We start from the raw sequence: 22,097 nt of genomic DNA, 5'->3' as shown, positions 1-22,097 counted from the left end.
CATCAGTGCCACAGGGAACACCCCCGATGACACCGTTAGTGTAAAGCGCCGCGAGGCTGGTAAACACGGAGAGTTTACAGGGTTATTGCAGCATGCGTTCCCGCAGTTGATAAGGGGGTTCTGTCAGATCAATTAATGCCTCTTCACCAACCGGCGGGAATAACGCACTCTGAATGCCATCAAAAGCATAGTCACGAATAGTCTGTAACCCGGTGATGTCATCCACGCCCTGAACGACAATCTCCTGACAGTGGGGTTTGATATGATCGAGGATAGCGCTGATAAACGGGTGAAAAGATAAGCGTTTAATATTGTGTTGAATAAATCCTTTATCCAGCTTAATACGATAAAACAAGTCGTCAAAAACAGCTTTTGAGGTCGCCTTACCGGCACCGTAATTATTCAGACTTAAGTTAAATTTCTCACTGAGCGCTTTCAGGAAACTATTATTCCTCCCCGACGTTAAATCGGGAAAGCTTTCGCTGACTTCCAGTTCCAGGCAATCCAGCTGACACATTTTTTTCAGAATAAACTCACTCTGAAGGATGGTCTCAGCCAGCGGTTGATCAATATTAATCGCCACTTTCAGGTCGTTGTCGCTAAAAAAATCGTAATGTTTTTCAATAACGTTAATTTGTTCCTGCAACAACAGGACACGCTGTCGGTCATTTAATAGCGGCGTCAGAATCTCCTGCGGCATGGCCACATTGGCACTCGCATGAGTAAAGTGGGTTAACATCTCAATGGACGTAAACAGCCCGCCAGGGCTGTAAACCGGGCAGAATGCTGTGTAAGTTTTATAATCAGCTTCTAAAAAGATGTTCATCTTAATCGCCATTATTAAGCGGCACTCACCGCATCCTATATCAACAAAATAGGACAAGCAACAGTGTCAACAGACTGTCACCCCGCGGAAATTCAATTGCAGTGTGCTTTTGCTTGTAATCCATATCCTTAAGCTAACACAAAACTGACATAAACGATGCTTACTGATATCACTTTCCTGACGCGCAGAAATAAATTTTGGCGTTTTAAGCAACGCCACCTTACGAATGTGTATTTCAGCACCAGAGAAAAATTGACTTAAGGTAAATTTGAGTTGAAGTGGTATTTTAGATTCCACAAACACTATTTATGCGGACAAAAATCAAATGCTAATTAAAACAGCAGGCGGCGCCTTAATCTGGCGATTAAATACGCCGTGCCTGCCAGAATACTTTTCGCCAGTAAACATTATCCAGTGAAGAACGGGTGACGCCCTGACTGGTCGAGGCATGGATAAACTGATTATCGGTATCGTAAATGCCAACATGCAGGCCATTTTCTCCGCTGCCGGTTTTAAAGAACACCAGGTCGCCCGGCAAAAGCTGGGCTTTATCAATGCGGGTACCGATATCGGTCTGCGCGGATGTGGTGCGCGGTAACTGCAAATTAAAGCGATCGCGGAAGGTCAGATAGACAAAACCAGAACAGTCGACGCCACGGCGGCTCATCCCGCCATAGCGATACGGCGCACCGCGCCACTGACCGAGCTGGTCATTAAGCTGGGCAATAACGGCAATGGAATCGGAGAGACGCCCGTCAGGTGCCGGGGCACGACTGCTACAACCCGCCAGAACAATAACAATAAGCAGAAGCCAGTAACGCATAACAGTGCCTCTCAATAGCAACAGTCTGTAATCTAACGGTAATGCCTGAAACAGGCAACAGCGATACTGTGCTCAACTGAGCGTTGTCAGCATTGCCTGTCCTTCAATATCCAGCATCCGGAATGAGACCTGATAAAGCGCGCTGAGATGTTCCGGTGTCAGCACGTCCTGCGGATTACCCTGTAATGCACACTGCCCTGGCCGCATCAGCCAGACACAATCCGCGTATCGCAGGGAATGATTGATATCATGGCTGCTCATGATCACACTGACACCCTGTTGCGTTAGCGCCGGGATCAGGCGGTCAAACGCGGCCTGCTGGGCAATATCCAGTCCCGTCAACGGCTCATCTAACAGCAGCAACTTGCCGTCCGGGTGACTGACCTGTAAGAGTACCGCCGCCAGTCGCACACGTTGCCACTCGCCGCCGGAAAGTTGCGTCAGCGGCCGGGACAGTTTATCACTCAGCTGTAAGGCCTGGGCCAGCGTGAGTAGCGTTGCATGATGCGCCTCGCCCTGCTGCTGCATATGCATCAACAGATAATGCCAGACGGGCATCTGCCCCGGAGGGGGCTGCTGCTGGGCGAGATAAGCACGCTGGCGGGCCAACGCCATGCCGGGCCAGTCAGCCAGCGCATGCCCGGCAAACTGTACCTCACCACGTGCCGCCAGCAACCCGGCTATCGCCATCAGCAGCGAGCTTTTTCCGGCACCATTGGGGCCGACCAAATGGATAACCTGCCCGGACTGTACCTGCGCACTGAACGGAAACAGGCGCCCGGCTAGCGCGACGCCTGTTAATTCCAGCAGCACCAGTTACGCCAGCGCCTGGTGGATGCGGGCGATCAGTTGCGGATCATTCGGTGCCGTATCCGGCGAGAAGCGTTGTAATACCTTACCGTCACGGCCCACCAGGAACTTTTCAAAGTTCCATAAAATATCTCCCGGCACCTTCGGCGCACGCCCTTTGCTGGTCATACGCTCAAGGAAACCACTCCCCTCTGGCGCAGTGGCTTCAGGCTGTGCCGCCACCAGCTGGGCGTACAACGGATGCCGTTGCGGGCCATTCACCTCGATTTTGCTGAACATCGGGAACGTTACACCGTAGGTGGTGCTGCAAAAGGTTTTAATCTCAGCGTCGGTGCCTGGCTCCTGCTCAAGGAATGCGTTACACGGGAACCCCAGCACCGTCAGCCCCTGTTCATGCAACGCTTTTTGCAGCGTCTCCAGCCCCTCATACTGAGGAGTGAGCCCACATTTAGATGCCACGTTAACCACCAGTAGAACATCACCCTGCCATTGCGCCAGTGTTGTTTTATCACCATCCAGCGTGACCAGTTCTGTATCGAAAATACTCATCGTCTTTTCCTGTTTCAACGTAAGAACACGACAGCCTTCAGACTGTCAGCGGTTGCTCAATAATAGCCAGATAAACACCGGTGCGCCCAACGTCGCCGTCACCACCCCGATCGGTAGTTCGGCGGAGGTCAACGCCACACGGGCAATAATGTCCGCAGCCAGCAGCACACCTGCGCCAGCCAGCGCACAGCAGGGCAACAGAATACGATGATCGCTCAGGCCGTTCAGTCGCAGGATATGCGGTATCACCAGGCCGATGAAACCAATAGCCCCTGCCAGAGCGACGCTGACACCCACCAACCAGCCCACGGCCATTACCAGCAAATTACGCCACAGCACCAGCGGCAGACCCAACTGCTGCGCAGAGATTTCCCCCAGTGCCAGCAGGTTAAGCACACGAACCCGACTGATCAACCACAACAGCACCGGGATCACTGCCAGCATCAGCCAGCCATAGCGCCAGTCAATGCCGCTAAAACCTCCCATCATCCAGTACATTAACTGACGTAAATCCATGCTGCTGCTGAAATAGACCGCCCATGTCATCAGTGCGCTGCAAATGATCCCCAGCGCGACCCCGGCCAGCAGCAGACGGCTGCTGGACAGATGCTGACGGGCAAAACGCATCAGAATCACGGTGACCAGCAGCGCCCCCAGAATAGCGCTGAGACTCATCAGCCAGGGGTTACCGACACCGGCGAGGATACACATCACCAGCCCTACGCCTGCGCCGCCGGATACGCCCAGCAGGCCAGGTTCAGCCAGTGGGTTACTGAACAGCGCCTGCATTGCCGCGCCTGCCACAGCAAGCGAGGCACCGACCAACATCACCGCCAGCGTGCGCGGTAGGCGGAGTTGCCAGACAAAGAGTTGTGCGTCGGCGGTCAACCATTCGGCAGGCGAGATCCAGCGCTCACCCGCGCACAGACTCAGCAGCAGCAGCGACAGACAAAATATCCCCAGCCCGCACAGCCAGAAGCCGGAACGACGGTGAGCAGCGGATATCTGTTGGGAAAGCAGAGTCATAACCGACGTTTTTTAAAAGAAAACAGAGGGTTAATTGTAGAGGGAAATCGGCAAAAAGAAAGAGCCAGCAACGCTGGCTCTGAGTGGATTAATGATACTGGTTTTGCTTTGACGTTTTCGCCTTAGGGTGCTCGCCGCCTTTGGCTCTGCTCTCATAATGAAAAAGGCCGCTTGCGCGGCCTTTTGAATAGCAGAAATCAGTCTTCCTTCGGTGAAGCGTTCTCAACCCGGCTTTTCAGTTTCTGACCAGGTCGAAACGTCACAACCCGGCGAGCCGTAATGGGAATATCTTCACCCGTTTTGGGGTTACGTCCCGGACGTTGATTTTTGTCGCGAAGGTCGAAATTGCCAAATCCAGACAGTTTGACCTGCTCACCATTCTCCAAAGCACGACGCACTTCTTCGAAAAACAGTTCAACCAGCTCTTTGGCATCCCGTTTGCTAAGACCCAGCTTCTCAAACAGGTATTCGGACATTTCAGCTTTTGTAAGCGCCATAGGTTCAATCCCTCAAGGATGCTTGGAATCGCTCTTTCAGTGCCTCTACGCATTTTGCAACGGTAGCGGCAATCTCATCTTCTTCGAGTGTCCGGCTGGTATCTTGCAAAATCAGGCTGATAGCGAGGCTCTTAAAACCATCATTTACGCCCTTACCACGGTACACGTCAAACAAGTTTACGCCAACTACCTGATTTACGCCAACTTTCTTACACTCGGTGATAACATCTGCTGCTGGCACGTTTTCAGCGACAACGACAGCGATATCGCGACGGTTCGCCGGGAAGCGCGAAATGCCGCTGGCATCAGGCAGGACGCGGTCTGCCACCTTATCCCACAGCAGTTCAAACACCACGGTACGTCCGTTAAGATCCAGTTTACGTTCAAGTTCCGGGTGCACTACACCAATGAATCCGATGTGTTCGCCACGTAAATAAATGGCGGCACTCTGCCCCGGATGAAGCGCCGGGTTAGTGGCGGCCACAAACTGAATCTCATCGAGTTTGCCAGTTAATTCCAGCAGTGACTCTAAATCACCTTTTAAATCATAGAAGTCTACCGGGTTACGCGCCAGATCCCAGTGCTCTTCGTTGCGATGACCACTGATCACGCCGGCCAGCATAACGTCCTGACGGATACCGAGGTTTGCCTGTGTATCAGGCACAAAGCGCAACCCGCTCTCGAAAAGACGTACACGAGACTGTTGACGGTTCTGGTTATACACCACCGCACCCAGCAGGCCACTCCACAGCGACAGACGCATTGCTGACATCTCAACGGAGATGGGGCTTGGCAGCACCAGATTTTCTTCGCCCGGGTGCAGTAACGCCTGAATTTTCGGGTCAACGAAGCTGTAGGTAATCGCTTCCTGATAGCCTTTGTCGACCAGCAATGCTTTAACACGCTTCAGTGAAAGATTCGCTTCACGATGCTTCGTCATCACCAGACCGGCCTGTACAGGCACATCAGGAATATTGTCGTAGCCGTAAACACGAGCGACCTCCTCCACCAGGTCTTCTTCAATGGCGATATCAAAACGCCAGCTTGGTGCCACTGCCTGCCACTCGCCCTGGCCTTCTGTCACGACGCAGCCCAGGCGACGCAGAATATCGCTCACCTCAGCATCAGCAATCACATGGCCAATCAGACGGTCCAATTTTTCACGGCGCAGCGTGATGGTGGCACGCACTGGCAAGGTTGCTTCGTTGGTCACATCGATGACCGGGCCAGCTTCACCTCCGCAGATATCCAACAGCAGGCGGGTCGCACGCTCAATCGCCGTGTGCTGCAATGCCGGGTCAACACCACGCTCGTAGCGATGTGAAGCGTCCGTATGCAAACCATGGCGGCGTGCACGACCGGTAATCGACAGCGGACTGAAGAAGGCACATTCAAACAGCACGTTCCGGGTTTCTTCATTCACACCGGAATGTTCGCCACCAAAAATACCGGCCATCGCCAGCGCTTTCTTTTGATCCGCAATCACCAGCGTATCGCTGCTCAGTTTGGCTTCGTTACCGTCCAGCAGGACCAGGGTTTCACCCTCCTCTGCCATACGCACCACGATACCGCCCTCAAGGCGATCAAGGTCGAAGGCGTGCATCGGCTGACCCAACTCCAGTAAAACATAGTTGGTGATATCGACAACCGGATCGATTGAGCGAATTCCACAGCGGCGCAGTTTTTCCTTCATCCACAGCGGTGTAGCGGCTTTGACATTGATGCCTTTCACTACGCGGCCAAGATAACGCGGACAGGCTTCGCTCGCCTCCACACGGATCGGGAAGGTATCCTGCACGGTCGCGGCTACGGGGGCCATCTCCGGAGCCGTCAGTGGCAGTTTGTTCAGCACGGCCACATCGCGCGCCACGCCGATAACCCCCAGGCAATCGGCACGGTTTGGCGTCACGCTAATCTCAATCGTGTTGTCATTCAGCTTGAGATAATCGCGGATATCAGTACCGATGGTCGCATCCAGCGGCAGTTCAATGATGCCGTTGTGGTCGTCGGAAATACCCAGCTCGGAGAAAGAGCACAGCATGCCTTCTGACGGCTCACCGCGCAGTTTAGCGGCTTTGATTTTGAAATCGCCCGGCAGTACCGCACCCACAGTTGCCACGGCCACTTTCAGCCCCTGGCGGCAGTTGGGTGCACCGCAGACGATATCCAGCAGGCGTTCGCCGCCCACATTGATTTTGGTCACGCGCAGTTTGTCTGCGTTAGGGTGCTGACCGCACTCAACGACTTCACCGACCACAACGCCATGGAAAGCACCGGCAACCGCATCTACGCCGTCCACTTCCAGGCCGGCCATGGTGATTTGATCGGACAGGGCTGCACTGTCTATGGCCGGGTTGACCCATTCACGTAACCAGAGTTCACTGAATTTCATTGGTTTTACCCGCCCTTATTTAAACTGTTTGAGGAAACGTAAATCATTTTCGAAGAAGGCACGCAGATCGGTCACACCGTAACGCAGCATGGTCAGACGCTCCATTCCCATACCAAAGGCGAAGCCTGAGTACACTTCCGGGTCAATACCCACATTGCGCAGCACGTTAGGGTGCACCATGCCGCAACCCAGTACTTCCAGCCATTTGCCGTTTTTACCCATCACATCCACTTCAGCAGAAGGCTCAGTGAACGGGAAGTAGGATGGACGGAAACGGACCTGTAAATCTTCTTCAAAGAAGTTGTTCAGGAAATCGTGCAGCGTGCCCTTCAGATTGGTAAAGCTGATATTTTTATCAACAATCAAGCCTTCCATCTGGTGGAACATGGGGGTATGAGTCTGATCGTAATCGTTACGATACACGCGGCCTGGTGCAATAATGCGAATTGGCGGCTGCTGGTTTTTCATCGTGCGGATCTGTACACCTGACGTCTGAGTACGCAGCAGGCGGGTGGCATCAAACCAGAAGGTATCGTGATCGGCGCGCGCCGGGTGGTGGCCCGGAATATTCAGCGCATCGAAATTATGATAGTCATCTTCAATTTCCGGGCCCGTCTCGACAGAGAAGCCCAGTTCGCCAAAGAAGGTTTCAATGCGGTCGATGGTACGCGTGACCGGATGCAACCCACCGTTTTCAATGCGACGGCCCGGCAGAGAAACATCAATGGTTTCCTGTGCCAGACGGGCGTTCATCACCGCAGATTCCAGTGCGTTTTTCTGCGCGTTCAGCGCTTCCTGCACCTGTTGTTTAGCTTCATTGATTACCGCACCCGCTGCCGGACGATCTTCCGCAGGCAGTTCACGCAAGGAGGTCATCTGGAGCGTGAGATGCCCTTTTTTACCCAGGTATTCGACGCGAACGTTATCTAACGCGGCGACATCCTGAGCATCATTGATGGCGGCTTTCGCGCTCGCCACCAGGTCTGCGAGATGTGACATGCTTTCCTCTTCTTCCAGCCACGCTGGCTGATCTGTTTTTTTCAGGACGAATAGCCGCCCGGTCGTTATTTAACGTGCGCTAAAACGAAAAAAGCCTCCACGAGGGAGGCTTTCAGCGCGATTTTTCGTTTCTTTTCTTTGCGCTAAAGCCCCGATGATCAGGCGCTAAAGTAAAAAAAGAAACGGAAAATAGCAGTATTCATGGTTAGCTGACCTTAAATGGAGTTTCGGACCGCTCTATTGAAAGGCCGGAGGGGAAAAAAGTCAATCATTTCAGATAATAAAAAAGAGGGAGACGAGCTCCCTCTTCAATCTGGCTTACGCCAGAGCTGATTTCGCTTTTTCTACCAGAGCAGCAAATACTGCTTTGTCGAATACTGCGATGTCAGCCAGAATCTTACGGTCGATTTCGATCGAAGCCTTTTTCAGGCCATTGATGAAGCGGCTGTAAGAGATACCGTTAGTGCGGGCAGCAGCGTTAATACGCGCAATCCACAGCTGACGGAACTGGCGCTTCCGCTGACGACGGTCACGGTAAGCATACTGACCAGCTTTGATAACAGCCTGGAAAGCAACACGGTATACACGTGAACGTGCACCGTAGTAGCCTTTAGCTTGTTTTAAGATTTTCTTGTGACGTGCGCGAGCAACTACACCACGTTTTACACGAGCCATTTAGCTCTCCTGTTTAATATTCTGTTAAAAAAAATTGATACTTATGCGTACGGCAGGCAGGCAATAACCAGACCCAGATCGCCTTTAGACACCATACCTTTAGGACGCAGGTGGCGTTTACGCTTAGTAGATTTTTTAGTCAGAATATGACGCAGGTTAGCGTGTTTACGCTTGAAGCCGCCACCGGCGGTCTTCTTGAAGCGCTTGGCCGCGCCACGTACAGTTTTAATCTTTGGCATTTAAAAAATATCCACTTCGCATTGTTAATAAAATGAACCAGACAGGCGAATCACGCCGCGTGCCGAAACACGCAGCAAGATTACTTTAGGGCCTACTGTTTCTTCTTGGGAGCGAGCACCATAATCATCTGACGACCTTCAATCCTTGTAGGGAATGATTCGACAACTGCCAGATCAATATCTTCACACAGATCTTTACGGACGCGGTTAAGCACTTCCATACCGATCTGCTGGTGCGCCATCTCACGACCGCGGAAACGCAGCGTGATCTTGGCTTTATCGCCATCTTCCAGAAAGCGAATCAGGTTGCGTAGTTTTACCTGATAGTCGCCATCATCGGTACCAGGACGGAATTTAATTTCCTTAACCTGGATAATCTTTTGCTTTTTCTTCTGTTCTTTAGAAGATTTGCTTTTTTCGTAAAGGAACTTGCCGTAATCCATTATACGACAAACGGGCGGCTCGGCGTTGGGGCTGATCTCTACCAGATCCACGCCCGCTTCTTCAGCTTTTTCCAAAGCTTCATTCAGACTGACAATACCAATCTGTTCGCCATCGACGCCAGTCAGACGAACCTCAGTGGCGCGAATTTCTCTATTTATGCGATTAGGACGCGCCGGTTGAACTCGTTTTCCGCCTTTAATACTTTATTCCTCCAATTGATGAAGATTGCGGCTGCGGATTTCACCCTGCAGCTTAGCGATCACTTCGTTTACGTCCATGCTTCCCAGGTCTTTACCGCGGCGGGTGCGAACGGCAACTTTGCCAGCTTCCACCTCTTTATCACCACAGACCAACATATAAGGGACACGTCGTAAAGTATGTTCACGGATTTTAAAGCCAATCTTCTCGTTTCTCAAGTCCGCTTTTGCACGAATGCCCGCATTTTGCAGTTTTCGAGTCAATTCTGCAACATATTCGGACTGACCATCGGTGATATTCATCACCACAACTTGTACAGGAGCTAACCAGGTCGGGAAGAAACCGGCATATTCTTCGGTTAAAATCCCGATAAAGCGCTCCATGGACCCCAGGATTGCACGGTGAATCATCACCGGCACCTGACGTTCATTACTTTCACCTATATATGAGGCACTCAGACGGCTCGGCAGAGAGAAGTCGAGCTGAACGGTACCGCACTGCCATGCACGGTCGAGGCAGTCATACAGGGTAAATTCAATTTTAGGGCCGTAGAATGCGCCCTCACCCGGCTGATAGTCGAACGGTATATTATTCTCTTTCAGTGCAGCGGCCAGATCGGCCTCTGAACGGTCCCAGAGATCATCACTACCAATACGTTTTTCAGGACGGGTAGACAGTTTTACCACGATTTTTTCAAAGCCGAAGGTGCTGTACATGTCGTACACCATCTTAATACAGCCGTTGACCTCATCACGTACCTGTTCTTCGGTACAGAAGATGTGGGCATCATCCTGGGTAAAACCACGCACACGCATCAGGCCATGCAACGCACCTGACGGCTCATTACGGTGGCAACTGCCAAACTCAGCCATACGTAAAGGCAGGTCGCGGTATGATTTTAGACCCTGATTGAAAATCTGCACGTGGCCTGGGCAATTCATTGGCTTAATACAGTATTCACGGTTTTCAGACGAAGTGGTGAACATCGCCTCTTTGTAGTTTTCCCAGTGCCCGGTTTTCTCCCACAGCACACGGTCCATCATAAACGGACCCTTCACTTCCTGGTACTCATACTCTTTCAGCTTGGTACGAACAAACACTTCCAGTTCACGGAAAATGGTCCAGCCATCGTTATGCCAGAACACCATACCTGGTGCCTCTTCCTGCATGTGATACAGGTCGAGCTGTTTACCGATTTTACGGTGGTCGCGTTTTGCTGCTTCTTCCAGACGTTGCAGATAGGCGGCTAATTGCTTCTTATCGCCCCATGCAGTGCCGTAGATACGTTGCAGCATTTTGTTATTGCTGTCGCCACGCCAGTAAGCACCAGAAATTTTCTGCAGCTTAAAGTGATGACAAAAACGCATATTGGGTACGTGCGGACCACGGCACATATCCACATATTCTTCGTGATGATACAGACCAGGACGATCGTCGTGGCTGATATTTTCATCAAGGATGGTGGTTTTATAAGTCTCACCGCGTGCAGCGAAGGCATCACGCGCTTCCTGCCAGCTGACTTTCTTCTTGATGACGTCGTAATTCGTCTCAGCTAACTGGTGCATACGCTTTTCCAGTAGCTCGATGTCTTCCTGGGTCAGCGTACGGTCGAGATCAACATCATAGTAAAAACCGTTGTCGATAACAGGACCGATAGCCATTTTAGTATCTGGCCACAGTTGCTTGATCGCGTGCCCTAAAAGGTGGGCGCAGGAGTGACGAATAATTTCCAGACCCGCATCGTCTTTGGCCGTGATGATGGCAACTTGCGCATCTTCGGTGATCGGATCAACCGCATCAACCAGTTCGCCATTAACACGTCCGGCAATACAGGCTTTAGCCAGGCCAGGACCGATGTCCAGGGCAATATCCATCACGCTTACGGCGTGGTCAAACGAACGCTGGCTTCCATCAGGAAGAGTAATAACAGGCATGAAACATCCTTAATTGCAGTGGTAACCCACACGTAAGATTACATGCAAAATTAAAATTTACGTTATACAACAAGCACTTTGTACTTGAAACCGACTCACATTTGCCGATTTGGTACAGGCCTGGTACACATATTCAAAAGTGTCTGTTTATCAGAAACTTCAGAAGGAGGAACATCTTACACTTCATAGAGGTCAATTGCACGAAGGGGGTATTGCTGCCAGTGAGGGACATTATTCTGTGCCCCCAATCAGCGTGGTGTTTTTCAAAAAGAAACCTGACGCGGCGGCAATGGGCGGGGTGTAATGATTGTTGTCAGCGAGGTGGTTATCGACGGCTTTGCCAAAATGAGTGCTCACTGGTGACAACGGAGTCCGGCAGACCACGAAAAGACCCAGACAATGTCAGCCAGGAACGGCCCGATAAGTAACGCCAAAAAACGCCCCGTTACGATGTTAAGCCCGGTGCCGGGGTCACCTTTTGGAATATTCTGAGATATTCGCTGGAATCGTAAAAAGGAAAAATCAGGAAGATTAATCCAGCACCACCCTCTTCATAATGCACAGCCATATCTGCATGGCGGGTGATAAAAATCGTATGGTTCCACCATCTGCATCCCACACTCATGTCTGGCGTGCAATTCCGGGTTTTCTTCATTAACTGACCGCCTTTAGTCAGAACGAGATAATCCGCGTCAGCGTTGGATGGCTTTGCTGCCGATTCATCAAGCAGGGCAAATGTTCTCTTACGCAGCGTTTTTTGGTGCGTGTCCAGCGACGAGACTTCGACTGACCGCCCAGGGTAATTGAAGCGTAACTGAAGCATTGAAGCTGCATTATCACTGACATAAAAGAGTTCGGCTACGTTATCAGAACCCCAGTATTTTTTGCCGCTGGCACTCACCGGTTTCGTCATAAAATGGTAAACACTCTGCTGACGGATGTCCTGACGGTGAGGATACTCTGCGTTAAATTGCGCTTTTTGCGAAGGAGTGGTGACGCATCCGGCAAGTAATGCTGTCAGTGTGACTGCTAACAATGTGCGCATTGGCGTACTCCCGTTGTGCTCAGCCGGCCAGTAAAGCAACGATGATATTTACGCTGTAATATAAAGGCGGTTGCGGTCCAGGTAAATGGACACTTAGCGTCAAGGGCTCGGGCAGGAGAAAAACGAGCCGCAGGCAGCGGCTCGTCTGAGGGTTACATCGCGTAGGAGAGCATGATCGTTGTTTTGGTATCAGTATGATCAGGCGCAGACTCTGGAGGATTCTGGTTCCAGGTCACGTTGTAAGCCATTTTCAGGGCGAAGTGTTCATTAATCGCCACCTGAAGACCGGTTTCTGAGTTGACGGTAGTATCGTCGCTACCCAGAACGGAAACACCCTGAACGAACTTAGTGGTATCAGTTAACTGCCATTGGTAGCTCAATGCACCGTAAGCCAGCGCCTGAGTTTCATGGCCACCTTGATGGTAATCGTCATAACGCACACCAGGACCGGCTTCCACACGCAGTGAGTGCACCGGGCCATTCAACAGCTGACGACCATAACCTGCCGCCAGGATGGAACGACCATCGTAGCCATTGAAACGGTCACTTAACCAGCTTGCCTGGCCGAACAGGTAATCGGCACTGTTCATGTTGTAACGCGTACGGCCACCCACCTGATAAGTCTCTGAAGAGCGCTCATCATTGGATGAGGTGTTACTGGCGTTGCCCCACAGGCTGTATGCAAAGCTTGGCGTATACCAGGTCAGGTTGGTGTTTGCCGTGGCAGATGAGCTGGTGGTGTTGCCAGACTGCGCCAGATAACCTGCAGCGGCGTTGCCTTCAAAATCTTTTTTCGCCGTGGAAGGGTCATCCATAACCGTGAAGACGTTATTATCCGCCAGGGCTTGTTGACACAGTGCTCCCCCGGAGAGCAGCAGAACTACAGACAGCTTATTAAGCGCTTTCATTTAAATGTGACCCGTACGACAGTTTTTAAAAGAGTGAGTCTGAAGCGTTTTGAAGGACGATCAACGCATTTTACGGTAATATTCGTAACAATTTGTTAATTCGCTCTTTTTATAAAGCATCATGACAAAACAGCACCGTTATTGAGAACATTCCCATTAACGCGGCGCATTATAGAGGGTATTTGGCGAGAAAACACCTGGCTGTAAATAAGAAATATCTTTAGTAACGGGCACTTTATCACCGAAAACCGTCAGCAATGTGACTAAATGTAAAATCCTCCCCGTCAACGGGCAGCTTTCATCTTCACCGCTTTCTCAAGCCCCCCTGCTCTGATTTGCAACACGCACAAATGTGTTAATGCGCCACATCCCCCCTACGATATGCTGATTTTACTGCGCCCTCTTCAGGATGGGCTACGCTGAAAACATGTTTTTTTACAATGAGGTGAATGATGAGTAATCAGGGGATCCATCAGTATGTTGTGACTTTTCATTACGATGAAAAAGGTTTGTCAGATGTGCTGGAACTGAGTAGTGCGCTGATTAGTAGTGGATTTTCTACCACGTTGAAAGATGACGATGGTCATCCACACGAACTTGGCACCAACAGTTTCGGCATCATTACCGCTTTGTCAGAAGAGGATATCCACCAGCAAGCGGTGGGGATCGGTGAACAGGTACTGGGAGAAGTACCGCAACTGGACGTTCAGCACTGGGAAGACTTTCGCAGTAACACCGACTAAGTTTTTGTAAAGACGGGCGCTTAACGTGCGCAAACGCAGATTTTGATTATTCTTTAAGCGTTACCCTAGTGCAATCACAGCGAAAAACAGGAGTGTCCTATGTGGTCAGCCATTCGTCGTCTGTTGAGTGAACAGTTGGGGCCGGCAGAGATCACCGAACGCAGCGAGCTGCCCGGTGGTGATGTTCATCCCACCTGGTATCTGCGCTATGGTGAGCATGAAATCTTCGTTAAATGTAACCAGCGTGACATGCAGGACCTGTTCACATGGGAAGCCGATCAGTTACAGCTGCTGGCACGCAGTCAGACAGTGCGTGTACCTGCGGTATACGGGGTGGGTAGCGATCGCGATACCAGCTTTTTACTGCTTGAGTACATCCCGGTCAGGCCGCTTGACGCCCACGGTGCTTTTCAACTGGGTCAGCAGCTGGCGCACCTTCATCAGTGGAGTGAACAACCGCAGTTTGGCCTCGACTTCGACAATAACATCACCACCTCCCTGCAGCCGAACAGCTGGTTACGCCGCTGGTCGGTATTCTTTGCCGAACAGCGCATCGGCTGGCAGCTTCAACTCGCCGCAGAGAAAGGCATTCAGTATGGTGACAGCGAACTGATCGTCCATTGCGCACAAGCGATTCTCGAATCACATCATCCTCAGCCGTCCCTGCTGCATGGCGACCTGTGGCCTGCCAACTGTGCCGGGAGTGACAGCGGCCCGTGGATATTTGATCCCGCCTGCTACTGGGGGGATCGTGAATGCGATCTGGCGATGCTGTCGTGGTTCCCGGATGTTCCGGTGCAGGTTTATGATGGTTACCAGTCAGTCTGGCCGCTACCTGGCGACTTCCTGCAACGGCAGCCTGTCTATCAGCTCTATTACCTGCTTAATCGGGCCAATGTCTTTGGCGGACGCTGGCTGGGAGAGGCACAACGGGCCACCAGCGCATTGCTGGATACCGATGAGCGGGTAAAACGCCACGCGCGCCCGGCCTGATGGCAGAACGCACACGTGGGTATGATGGCTGGCTTAGTAGATGAAGCCAGCCAGTTTCAGCACAAAATATCCGGCCACAATAATGATCACCGGCAGGATGTACAGCGGGAAGATTTGCAGGAAAATCGTGTGCCGTGGCACCACAATTTTTGCTTCCAGCTGTTCCCGGCTTTGCCCTTCTGTGCCGCGCGCTTTCTCCAGGATCATCTGATCTTCAAGACTTTCACGCAGAAAACGCGTCTGCCGCCACATGCGTGCTCCCGAAGCCTGTAGCGCCAGGCCAACAAAAATCAGCGCATAAATAATCCAGAACAGGACATTCGTTCCCTGATTAAAATCCGGTATGGGCGAATTTGCCCAGAAGCCAGAGAGAAAACCAGTATTGAAGCGGATCATATCAATCATCACATGGGCAAAATCCTGCATCACCGCATTGATACCTTCACGCTGTTCACGACTCTTTTCCAGAAAACCCAGCAATGAAATCAGCGTCGATAACAGCGCGGGAATAAAAATAATCCAGCCCGCGATGCGCTTTATAACCGCAACCCTGCCAGCCTGTTGATATGTCATGCTTTCTCCAGTCCATCTGTTGTCTGCCTGTCAGTTTACCTGTAGTGACATAAAAGTGCCTGTAAAATGCAGAGTTAATGCCAGGTTTCCACAGACAGCCTGCCGCGATGATAATTTTTTCATCAACACTTCGTGCTAAGCTGCCATAAACTGTTAAATGGAGCCGTAGCATGTCTTATCACCGCCCTGTACTCGCCGCCATTTTTGATATGGATGGTCTGCTGATTGATTCCGAGCCCCTGTGGCAACAAGCCGAGCTGGATATCTTAACCACCCTTGATGTTGACCTCAGCCGTCGCGGTGAAATGCCGGATGCGCTGGGTCTGCGGATCGATCAGGTGGTACGTATGTGGTATGAAAACCTGCCGTGGAAAGGGCCCTCCCAGGCCGAAGTCACCCAGCGGGTCATCGCACGGGCACTGAGTCTGGTTGAAGAAACCCGGCCGCTCCTGCCTGGCGTTGAGCGGGCGTTGCAGCTCTGCCAGTCCGAGGGATTGAAGATCGGCCTCGCCTCCGCCTCACCGCTGTTTATGCTGGAACGTGTGCTGGAGATGTTCAACCTGCGCCATTACTTTGAGGTCCTGGCCTCGGCAGAGTCTCTGCCTTACAGCAAACCCCATCCGCAGGTCTACCTGGATGCTGCCGCTCGTCTGGGCGTGGACCCGCTGAACTGCGTGACGCTGGAAGACTCCTTCAACGGAATGATCGCCACCAAGGCAGGACGTATGCGGTCTATCGTTGTCCCTGATGCCGCTCATGCCGCCGATCTGCGCTGGTCACTGGCTGACGTTAAACTCGCCAGCCTTGAAGAGCTTACCCCACAGCATTTGCACGGACGATGAACCCATACCAGGCGGCAACACGTCCGCCTGTTTTTTTTCATTTCTACCACTCGCCCTCAAAATAAATAAAACAACGTTTCATTTTTGTTGAATTCACCCCCGCTTCTGCCTATGATCCCTTAACCGGCTCGCGCATCTCCGTTTTGTCATTTCTGCCATGGCGCGTGCCCACTTAATCGATAAGGAGCCACGATGATCCTGAATACATTTAATCTTGAAGGCAAAGTGGCCATGATTACCGGCTGTAACACCGGTCTTGGTCAGGGAATGGCGCTTGGGCTGGCCCAGGCAGGATGCGATATTATTGGTGTTAACCGCTCCTCTGCCAGTGAGACTGCACAGAAAATCACGGCCACCGGGCGACGGTTTATCAGCATCACCGCAGACCTTTCCGACAGTCATTGCCTTGAAAGCGTAATGGATCAGGCGCTGACCGCCTGCCCACAGTTGGATATTCTGGTCAACAATGCCGGGATTATTCGCCGCGCAGATGCTCTCGACTTCTGCGAACGTGACTGGGATGACGTGATGAACGTTAACAGCAAGACCGTGTTTTTCCTCTCACAGGCCGTTGCCCGCCAGTTTATTCGCCAGGGGCGTGGGGGTAAAATTATCAATATTGCTTCGATGCTCTCTTATCAGGGCGGGATCCGGGTGCCCTCCTATACCGCGTCAAAAAGTGCGGTGATGGGCCTGACGCGTTTAATGGCCAATGAATGGGCGCAGTATGGTATCAACGTCAATGCCATCGCCCCTGGTTATATGGCCACCAATAACACGGAACAACTGCGTGACGACGAAGATCGGAATCAGCAAATTCTGGATCGCATTCCTGCCGGACGCTGGGGTCAAAGTGACGATATGATGGGCCCGGTGGTGTTTCTCGCTTCGGCGGCCGCAGACTACGTTAATGGCTACACGCTGGCGGTGGACGGTGGCTGGCTGGCGCGTTAATGCCCCGCGGTGTACAAAAGGTGCTCACGCTTTGTTCACCGCCGCATTCATAGCTAATTATTTATCTTTCGTTACAGCGTCACATATTTATTCTACTGTATATATTCCCTATACTGGATGCATTGACAGTTATGCAGCCAGGTACTCCCATGACGGCCGAAGGCCATCTTATTTTTGCCATCGCCAGTGCCATTTTTGCCAAGCGTGCCGAACTCACCCCCGTTCTGGCCAGCGCCGACTGGTGGCATATTATTCCGGCTACGCTGCTGACCTGTCTGTTGCCCGATATCGACCATCCGAAGTCGTTTCTTGGCCAGCGCCTGAGGTGGCTGTCGCATCCGATCGCCCGTGCGTTTGGTCACCGCGGGTTCACCCACAGCCTGCTGGCCGTCGTCGGGGGGGTAGCTCTGTTGCAGTTAAAACTCCCGGACGGCTGGCTGATTCCGGCGGATGCTTTCCAGGGGATGGTGCTGGGTTATCTGAGCCACATCGTCGCCGACATGCTGACACCCGCTGGCGTGCCGCTACTGTGGCCCTGCCGCTGGCGCTTTCGTCTGCCACTGCTCAACAGCCAAAAAGGCAATCAACTGGAGCGCGCCCTGTGCCTGGTTTTAGTCGGCTATGCCATCTGGTTCCCCCCCAGCTCGCTACCTTTTAGTGCATCCGGCTGGACAACTCAGGTGGTCAGCTCCGCGCAATATCACATTGAGCGCTTAATTAATAAACGAAGGGTTGATTAAGTGTTCAAATAACACCAAAAAGTTATAAATAATTCCATCTGGATATAAGGCTGCACCATAAGTAGCTGATACCATTCCGCCACTGTTTTTACTTTCTGCGCATCAAAAATTAATTGTCACCCGCATGGCGACATTGTAGTCCGTATTTATTGGGAGAAAATGGGAATGAACTTTCCGCTAATCATTAACCTTGTGGCGTTTGTCGCACTGCTGCTGCTGGTAGCAAAAACCGGGCGCACAGGCTGGAGCCTGTCAAAGAAAGTGCTTTTCGGTCTGGTGATCGGGGTACTGTTTGGCCTGACCCTTCACGCGATCTACGGCGAAAATAGCCCGATCATTAAAGAGTCGGTCAGCTGGTTTAACCTCGTCGGTAATGGCTATGTTCAGCTGTTACAAATGATTGTCATGCCGCTGGTATTTGCTTCCATCCTCAGCGCGGTTGCGCGTCTGCACAACGCATCATCACTGGGTAAAATCAGCCTGCTGACCATTGGTGTTCTGCTGTTCACCACCGCGATTTCAGCGGCAGTCGGGATCTTTGTCACCTGGTTGTTTGGCCTGAATGCCAGTGGTCTGGTGCAGGGTGTGCAGGAAAGTGCCCGTCTGGCTGCGATTCAAAATAACTACGTTGGCAAAGTTGCTGATCTCAGTGCGCCGCAGCTGTTGCTCTCTTTTGTGCCGAAAAACCCGTTTGCCGACCTGACCGGGGCTAACCCGACGTCGATTATCAGCGTGGTGATCTTTGCGGCCTTCCTCGGTGTTGCCGCGCTGCAACTGCTGAAGGACGATGTCGAAAAAGGTCAGCGTGTTCTGAAAGCCATCGATACGCTGCAAGCGTGGGTGATGAAACTGGTCCGCCTGATTATGAAGCTGACGCCGTACGGCGTGCTGGCGCTGATGACCAAGGTGGTCGCCACATCCAACCTCAGCGACATTATCAAACTGGGTAGCTTCGTGCTGGCATCCTATCTTGGCCTGGCCATCATGTTCGCCGTGCACGCCTTACTGCTGTCGGTTAACGGTGTGAACCCGCTGCGCTTTTTCCGCAAAGTGTGGCCAGTGATTACCTTTGCCTTCACCAGCCGTTCCAGTGCCGCCACTATCCCGCTGAGTGTTGAGGCTCAAACCCGCCGTCTGGGTATTCCTGAATCCATCGCCAGCTTTGCCGCCTCATTCGGTGCCACTATAGGTCAGAATGGCTGTGCCGGTCTCTATCCGACCATGCTGGCCGTGATGGTTGCGCCGACCGTTGGCATCAACCCGTTTGAACCGATGTGGATTGCCACGTTGATAGGCATTGTCACCCTCAGTTCTGCAGGTGTGGCAGGCGTTGGCGGCGGTGCCACCTTTGCTGCTCTTATCGTACTGCCGGCGATGGGCCTGCCAGTCACCCTGGTCGCCTTGCTGATCTCCATTGAACCGCTGATCGATATGGGACGTACTGCGCTGAACGTTAACGGCTCCATGACTGCAGGAACGCTGACCAGCCAGTGGCTGAAGCAAACGGATAAGAAGATTTTGAATACCGATGCGGATAACGAAGCCGAATTAGCTCACCGTTAATGACCGTTTACGGGCCGGTATCCTGCCGGCCCTTTTTTATTTCCTGCCATTAATTTGACTTATCCCTCCATTTTGCAGGCGTATACCGCTCACTGTTCTATAGTTACGGGTACCCGAAAGCCCGTCACTGGAGCAGTGTAGTATGTCAAAAAAAAACGAACGCCCGGATAGCGGCCACCTTTCCTCCCCCGCCAACACTAAAGTTGATGCACTTGACCCCTTTCGCAAGAGCGGAAAAAACCAACCCCTGACCACCAATCAGGGTACGCGGATCGCGGATGACCAGAATTCACTGCGCGCAGGGACTCGAGGCCCGACCCTGCTCGAAGACTTCATTCTGCGCGAAAAAATCACCCATTTTGACCATGAGCGAATTCCGGAACGGGTTGTTCATGCGCGCGGTTCGGCTGCACATGGTTATTTCCAGCCCTACCGTGATATGAGTGATATCACGAAAGCCAGTTTTCTGACCTCACCTGATACTGTTACCCCTGTTTTTGTCCGTTTCTCAACGGTTCAGGGCGGTGCGGGTTCCGCCGATACCGTGCGCGATATTCGCGGTTTCGCCACCAAGTTTTATACCGATGAAGGTGTCTTCGACTTAGTGGGCAACAATACCCCGGTTTTCTTCATTCAGGATGCGCACAAATTCCCTGACTTTGTCCATGCAGTGAAGCCCGAACCGCATAATGAAATGCCGCAAGGCGGTAGCGCTCATGACAGTTTCTGGGATTATGTCTCGCTTCAGCCCGAGACCCTGCACAATGTTATGTGGGCCATGTCCGACCGTGGCATCCCGCGCAGCTATCGCACTATGGAAGGTTTTGGTATTCACACCTTCCGCTTTATCAATGCCGCAGGCCACGCCACCTTTGTGCGTTTTCACTGGAAACCGGTGGCAGGTAAAGCGTCACTGCTGTGGGATGAATCCCAGAAACTCAGCGGCCGCGATCCGGATTTCCATCGTCGTGATCTGTGGGAGTCTATTGAGGCCGGTGATTTCCCTGAGTACGAACTGGGCGTACAGCTGGTAGAAGAGAGCGATGAATTTGCTTTTGATTTTGATCTGCTGGATGCCACCAAGCTGATCCCTGAAGAACTGGTCCCCGTAGAGCTGATTGGCAAGATGGTACTGAACCGTAACCCGGATAACTTCTTCGCCGAAACCGAACAGGTCGCCTTCCATCCAGGCCATATCGTTCCTGGCATGGACTTCACCAATGACCCGTTGCTTCAGGGACGCCTGTTTTCTTACACCGATACGCAAATCAGTCGTCTTGGTGGGCCTAACTTCCACGAAATTCCCATCAATCGGCCGGTGTGTCCTTATCACAACTTTCAGCGTCAGGGCATGCATCGCATGGATATCGATACCAACCCGGCCAACTATGAACCTAACTCGATTAATGACAACTGGCCGAGGGAAACCCCTCCAGCGGCACAGCGGGGTGGATTCGAAAGCTACCAGGAACGCATTGAAGGTCATAAAGTCCGTGAGCGCAGCCCCACGTTTGATGAGCATTACTCTCAGCCACGGCTGTTCTGGCTCAGCCAGATGCCCGTTGAACAGCAGCACATTATTGAGGCCTTCTCCTTTGAATTAAGTAAGGTGAGCCGCAGTGCAATCCGCGAACGCGTGGTGGATCAGCTGACGCATATTGATATCTCTCTCGCCACCGGTGTGGCTGAACATCTGGGTGTGACGCTGTCCGATGAGCAGATGCAGACCGCCCCCCCTAAGGACATTAATGGTCTTAAAAAAGATGCCAGCCTGAGCCTTTATGCTGTTCCCAGCGGCAATATCAAAGGCCGGCAGGTTGCTCTGCTTGTCAGCGATGGCGTTGATGCTGCTGATACGCTGGCTATTTTTCTGGCACTTAAACAACATGGCGTACATGCAAAACTGCTGGCGGCGCACATGGGCCAGGTGACCGCCAGCGATGGTTCCTCACTTCCCGTGGATGGCACCTTTAGCGCGTTGCCCTCACTCGCTTTTGATGCTGTCATCGTTCCGGATGGTAATATCGATGCGCTGCTGCTGCGCGGCGATGCATGCTATTTCCTTCTGGAAGCTTATAAACACCTGAAAGTGATCGGGCTGAGTGGAGATGCACGGCGCTTTGCGACGCATTTTGGTCTGGCTGACGACGAACAGGAGGAAGGCATTATTACTGAAAGCAAAGCGGAAGGTAAATTAATGAGCGATTTTGTCGCGGCACTGGCGATGCACCGCATCTGGTCACGCAGCCAGAAAGCATTAAGTGTTCCGGCATAAGCGACAGAAGAAAACTCAGTATAAAAAAAGGCCACCGAAGTGGCCTTTT

Annotated in this window: 22 protein-coding genes, 1 pseudogene and 1 other annotated feature; of the genes and pseudogenes, 7 read left to right on the top strand and 16 right to left on the bottom strand. The window is 52.1% G+C overall.

Features of this window, described 5'->3' with window-relative positions; translation table 11 throughout:
• Nucleotides 1-82: 82 nt before the first annotated feature.
• From WH279_RS14830 to WH279_RS14760, 15 genes are all read right to left on the bottom strand, one after another.
• Entirely contained in the window at nucleotides 83-826 is a 744-nt protein-coding gene (locus WH279_RS14830) for an EAL domain-containing protein (protein WP_339457552.1), read from the bottom strand.
• Nucleotides 827-1,190: 364 nt separating this feature from the next.
• Entirely contained in the window at nucleotides 1,191-1,649 is a 459-nt protein-coding gene (locus WH279_RS14825; protein ID WP_339457551.1) for an NlpC/P60 family protein, read from the bottom strand.
• 72 nt (nucleotides 1,650-1,721) lie between these two features.
• Nucleotides 1,722-2,462 carry a vitamin B12 ABC transporter ATP-binding protein BtuD gene (gene btuD, locus WH279_RS14820; RefSeq protein WP_339457550.1) on the bottom strand — a complete coding sequence of 247 codons (741 nt, stop codon included), beginning with the start codon at nucleotides 2,460-2,462 and terminating at the stop codon, nucleotides 1,722-1,724.
• Between the two features lie 3 nt (nucleotides 2,463-2,465).
• Nucleotides 2,466-3,008 (bottom strand): glutathione peroxidase, encoded by a 543-nt coding sequence (locus tag WH279_RS14815; RefSeq protein WP_339457549.1) that lies wholly within the window; start codon nucleotides 3,006-3,008, stop codon nucleotides 2,466-2,468.
• Between the two features lie 45 nt (nucleotides 3,009-3,053).
• Nucleotides 3,054-4,034, bottom strand: coding sequence for a vitamin B12 ABC transporter permease BtuC (gene btuC, locus WH279_RS14810; RefSeq protein WP_339457548.1), 981 nt, complete (start codon nucleotides 4,032-4,034; stop codon nucleotides 3,054-3,056).
• Between the two features lie 197 nt (nucleotides 4,035-4,231).
• Nucleotides 4,232-4,531, bottom strand: a complete 300-nt coding sequence (gene ihfA / locus WH279_RS14805) for an integration host factor subunit alpha (RefSeq protein ID WP_017802142.1) — start codon at nucleotides 4,529-4,531, stop codon at nucleotides 4,232-4,234.
• 4 nt (nucleotides 4,532-4,535) lie between these two features.
• Nucleotides 4,536-6,923 (bottom strand): phenylalanine--tRNA ligase subunit beta, encoded by a 2,388-nt coding sequence (pheT, locus tag WH279_RS14800; RefSeq protein WP_339457547.1) that lies wholly within the window; start codon nucleotides 6,921-6,923, stop codon nucleotides 4,536-4,538.
• A gap of 15 nt (nucleotides 6,924-6,938) precedes the next feature.
• Nucleotides 6,939-7,922, bottom strand: coding sequence for a phenylalanine--tRNA ligase subunit alpha (gene pheS / locus WH279_RS14795; protein ID WP_133845311.1), 984 nt, complete (start codon nucleotides 7,920-7,922; stop codon nucleotides 6,939-6,941).
• Between the two features lie 84 nt (nucleotides 7,923-8,006).
• Nucleotides 8,007-8,131: a sequence feature (Phe leader region), on the bottom strand.
• Nucleotides 8,081-8,125, bottom strand: a complete 45-nt coding sequence (pheM, locus tag WH279_RS14790) for a pheST operon leader peptide PheM (protein WP_133845469.1) — start codon at nucleotides 8,123-8,125, stop codon at nucleotides 8,081-8,083. It overlaps the preceding feature by 45 nt.
• 109 nt (nucleotides 8,132-8,240) lie before the next feature.
• Nucleotides 8,241-8,597 (bottom strand): 50S ribosomal protein L20, encoded by a 357-nt coding sequence (gene rplT / locus WH279_RS14785; RefSeq protein ID WP_004157375.1) that lies wholly within the window; start codon nucleotides 8,595-8,597, stop codon nucleotides 8,241-8,243.
• 41 nt (nucleotides 8,598-8,638) lie between these two features.
• Nucleotides 8,639-8,836, bottom strand: coding sequence for a 50S ribosomal protein L35 (rpmI, locus tag WH279_RS14780; protein ID WP_005968897.1), 198 nt, complete (start codon nucleotides 8,834-8,836; stop codon nucleotides 8,639-8,641).
• Nucleotides 8,837-8,928: 92 nt separating this feature from the next.
• Nucleotides 8,929-9,480 carry a translation initiation factor IF-3 gene (gene infC, locus WH279_RS14775; protein ID WP_072277407.1) on the bottom strand — a complete coding sequence of 184 codons (552 nt, stop codon included), beginning with the start codon at nucleotides 9,478-9,480 and terminating at the stop codon, nucleotides 8,929-8,931.
• Between the two features lie 3 nt (nucleotides 9,481-9,483).
• On the bottom strand, nucleotides 9,484-11,412 hold the full coding sequence (gene thrS / locus WH279_RS14770; RefSeq protein WP_133845313.1) for a threonine--tRNA ligase: 1,929 nt from the start codon (nucleotides 11,410-11,412) through the stop codon (nucleotides 9,484-9,486).
• Between the two features lie 445 nt (nucleotides 11,413-11,857).
• Nucleotides 11,858-12,457, bottom strand: coding sequence for a hypothetical protein (locus WH279_RS14765; RefSeq protein WP_339457546.1), 600 nt, complete (start codon nucleotides 12,455-12,457; stop codon nucleotides 11,858-11,860).
• Between the two features lie 152 nt (nucleotides 12,458-12,609).
• The gene (locus WH279_RS14760; RefSeq protein ID WP_200643055.1) at nucleotides 12,610-13,365 is read right to left on the bottom strand and encodes a DUF481 domain-containing protein; all 756 of its coding nucleotides are present in this window, start codon (nucleotides 13,363-13,365) and stop codon (nucleotides 12,610-12,612) included.
• Between the two features lie 452 nt (nucleotides 13,366-13,817).
• Here WH279_RS14760 and ghoS point away from each other — a divergent pair, with 452 nt between their 5' ends.
• Together ghoS and WH279_RS14750 are read left to right on the top strand one after the other, a co-directional pair.
• Nucleotides 13,818-14,108: a type V toxin-antitoxin system endoribonuclease antitoxin GhoS gene (gene ghoS, locus WH279_RS14755; protein ID WP_133845471.1), complete on the top strand. Its 291-nt coding sequence runs from the start codon at nucleotides 13,818-13,820 to the stop codon at nucleotides 14,106-14,108.
• Between the two features lie 99 nt (nucleotides 14,109-14,207).
• Nucleotides 14,208-15,101 (top strand): fructosamine kinase family protein, encoded by an 894-nt coding sequence (locus WH279_RS14750; RefSeq protein ID WP_133845317.1) that lies wholly within the window; start codon nucleotides 14,208-14,210, stop codon nucleotides 15,099-15,101.
• A 33-nt stretch (nucleotides 15,102-15,134) separates the two neighbouring features.
• Here the strand turns inward: WH279_RS14750 and WH279_RS14745 are convergent, their stop codons facing one another.
• On the bottom strand, nucleotides 15,135-15,674 hold the full coding sequence (locus tag WH279_RS14745) for a YniB family protein (protein WP_200643053.1): 540 nt from the start codon (nucleotides 15,672-15,674) through the stop codon (nucleotides 15,135-15,137).
• Nucleotides 15,675-15,844: 170 nt separating this feature from the next.
• On the opposite strand from WH279_RS14745, the gene hxpB reads away from it, so the two are divergent.
• From hxpB to katE, 5 genes and pseudogenes are all read left to right on the top strand, one after another.
• On the top strand, nucleotides 15,845-16,516 hold the full coding sequence (gene hxpB / locus WH279_RS14740; protein ID WP_339457545.1) for a hexitol phosphatase HxpB: 672 nt from the start codon (nucleotides 15,845-15,847) through the stop codon (nucleotides 16,514-16,516).
• A 192-nt stretch (nucleotides 16,517-16,708) separates the two neighbouring features.
• A complete protein-coding gene (kduD, locus tag WH279_RS14735) occupies nucleotides 16,709-17,470 on the top strand; it encodes a 2-dehydro-3-deoxy-D-gluconate 5-dehydrogenase KduD (protein ID WP_200643051.1) in 762 nt (253 codons plus the stop codon).
• A gap of 149 nt (nucleotides 17,471-17,619) precedes the next feature.
• The gene (locus tag WH279_RS14730; RefSeq protein ID WP_339458718.1) at nucleotides 17,620-18,210 is read left to right on the top strand and encodes a metal-dependent hydrolase; all 591 of its coding nucleotides are present in this window, start codon (nucleotides 17,620-17,622) and stop codon (nucleotides 18,208-18,210) included.
• Between the two features lie 165 nt (nucleotides 18,211-18,375).
• Entirely contained in the window at nucleotides 18,376-19,773 is a 1,398-nt protein-coding gene (locus WH279_RS14725; protein WP_339457544.1) for an L-cystine transporter, read from the top strand.
• A 121-nt stretch (nucleotides 19,774-19,894) separates the two neighbouring features.
• Nucleotides 19,895-22,048: pseudogene (gene katE / locus WH279_RS14720) on the top strand (catalase HPII); the annotation flags it as partial.
• Between the last annotated feature and the right edge of the window lie 49 nt (nucleotides 22,049-22,097).

The organism is Erwinia sp. MYb375 (genome assembly GCF_037479175.1).
Taxonomy (GTDB): Bacteria; Pseudomonadota; Gammaproteobacteria; order Enterobacterales; family Enterobacteriaceae; genus Erwinia; species Erwinia rhapontici.
This window is presented reverse-complemented; position numbering and strand designations above follow the sequence as displayed.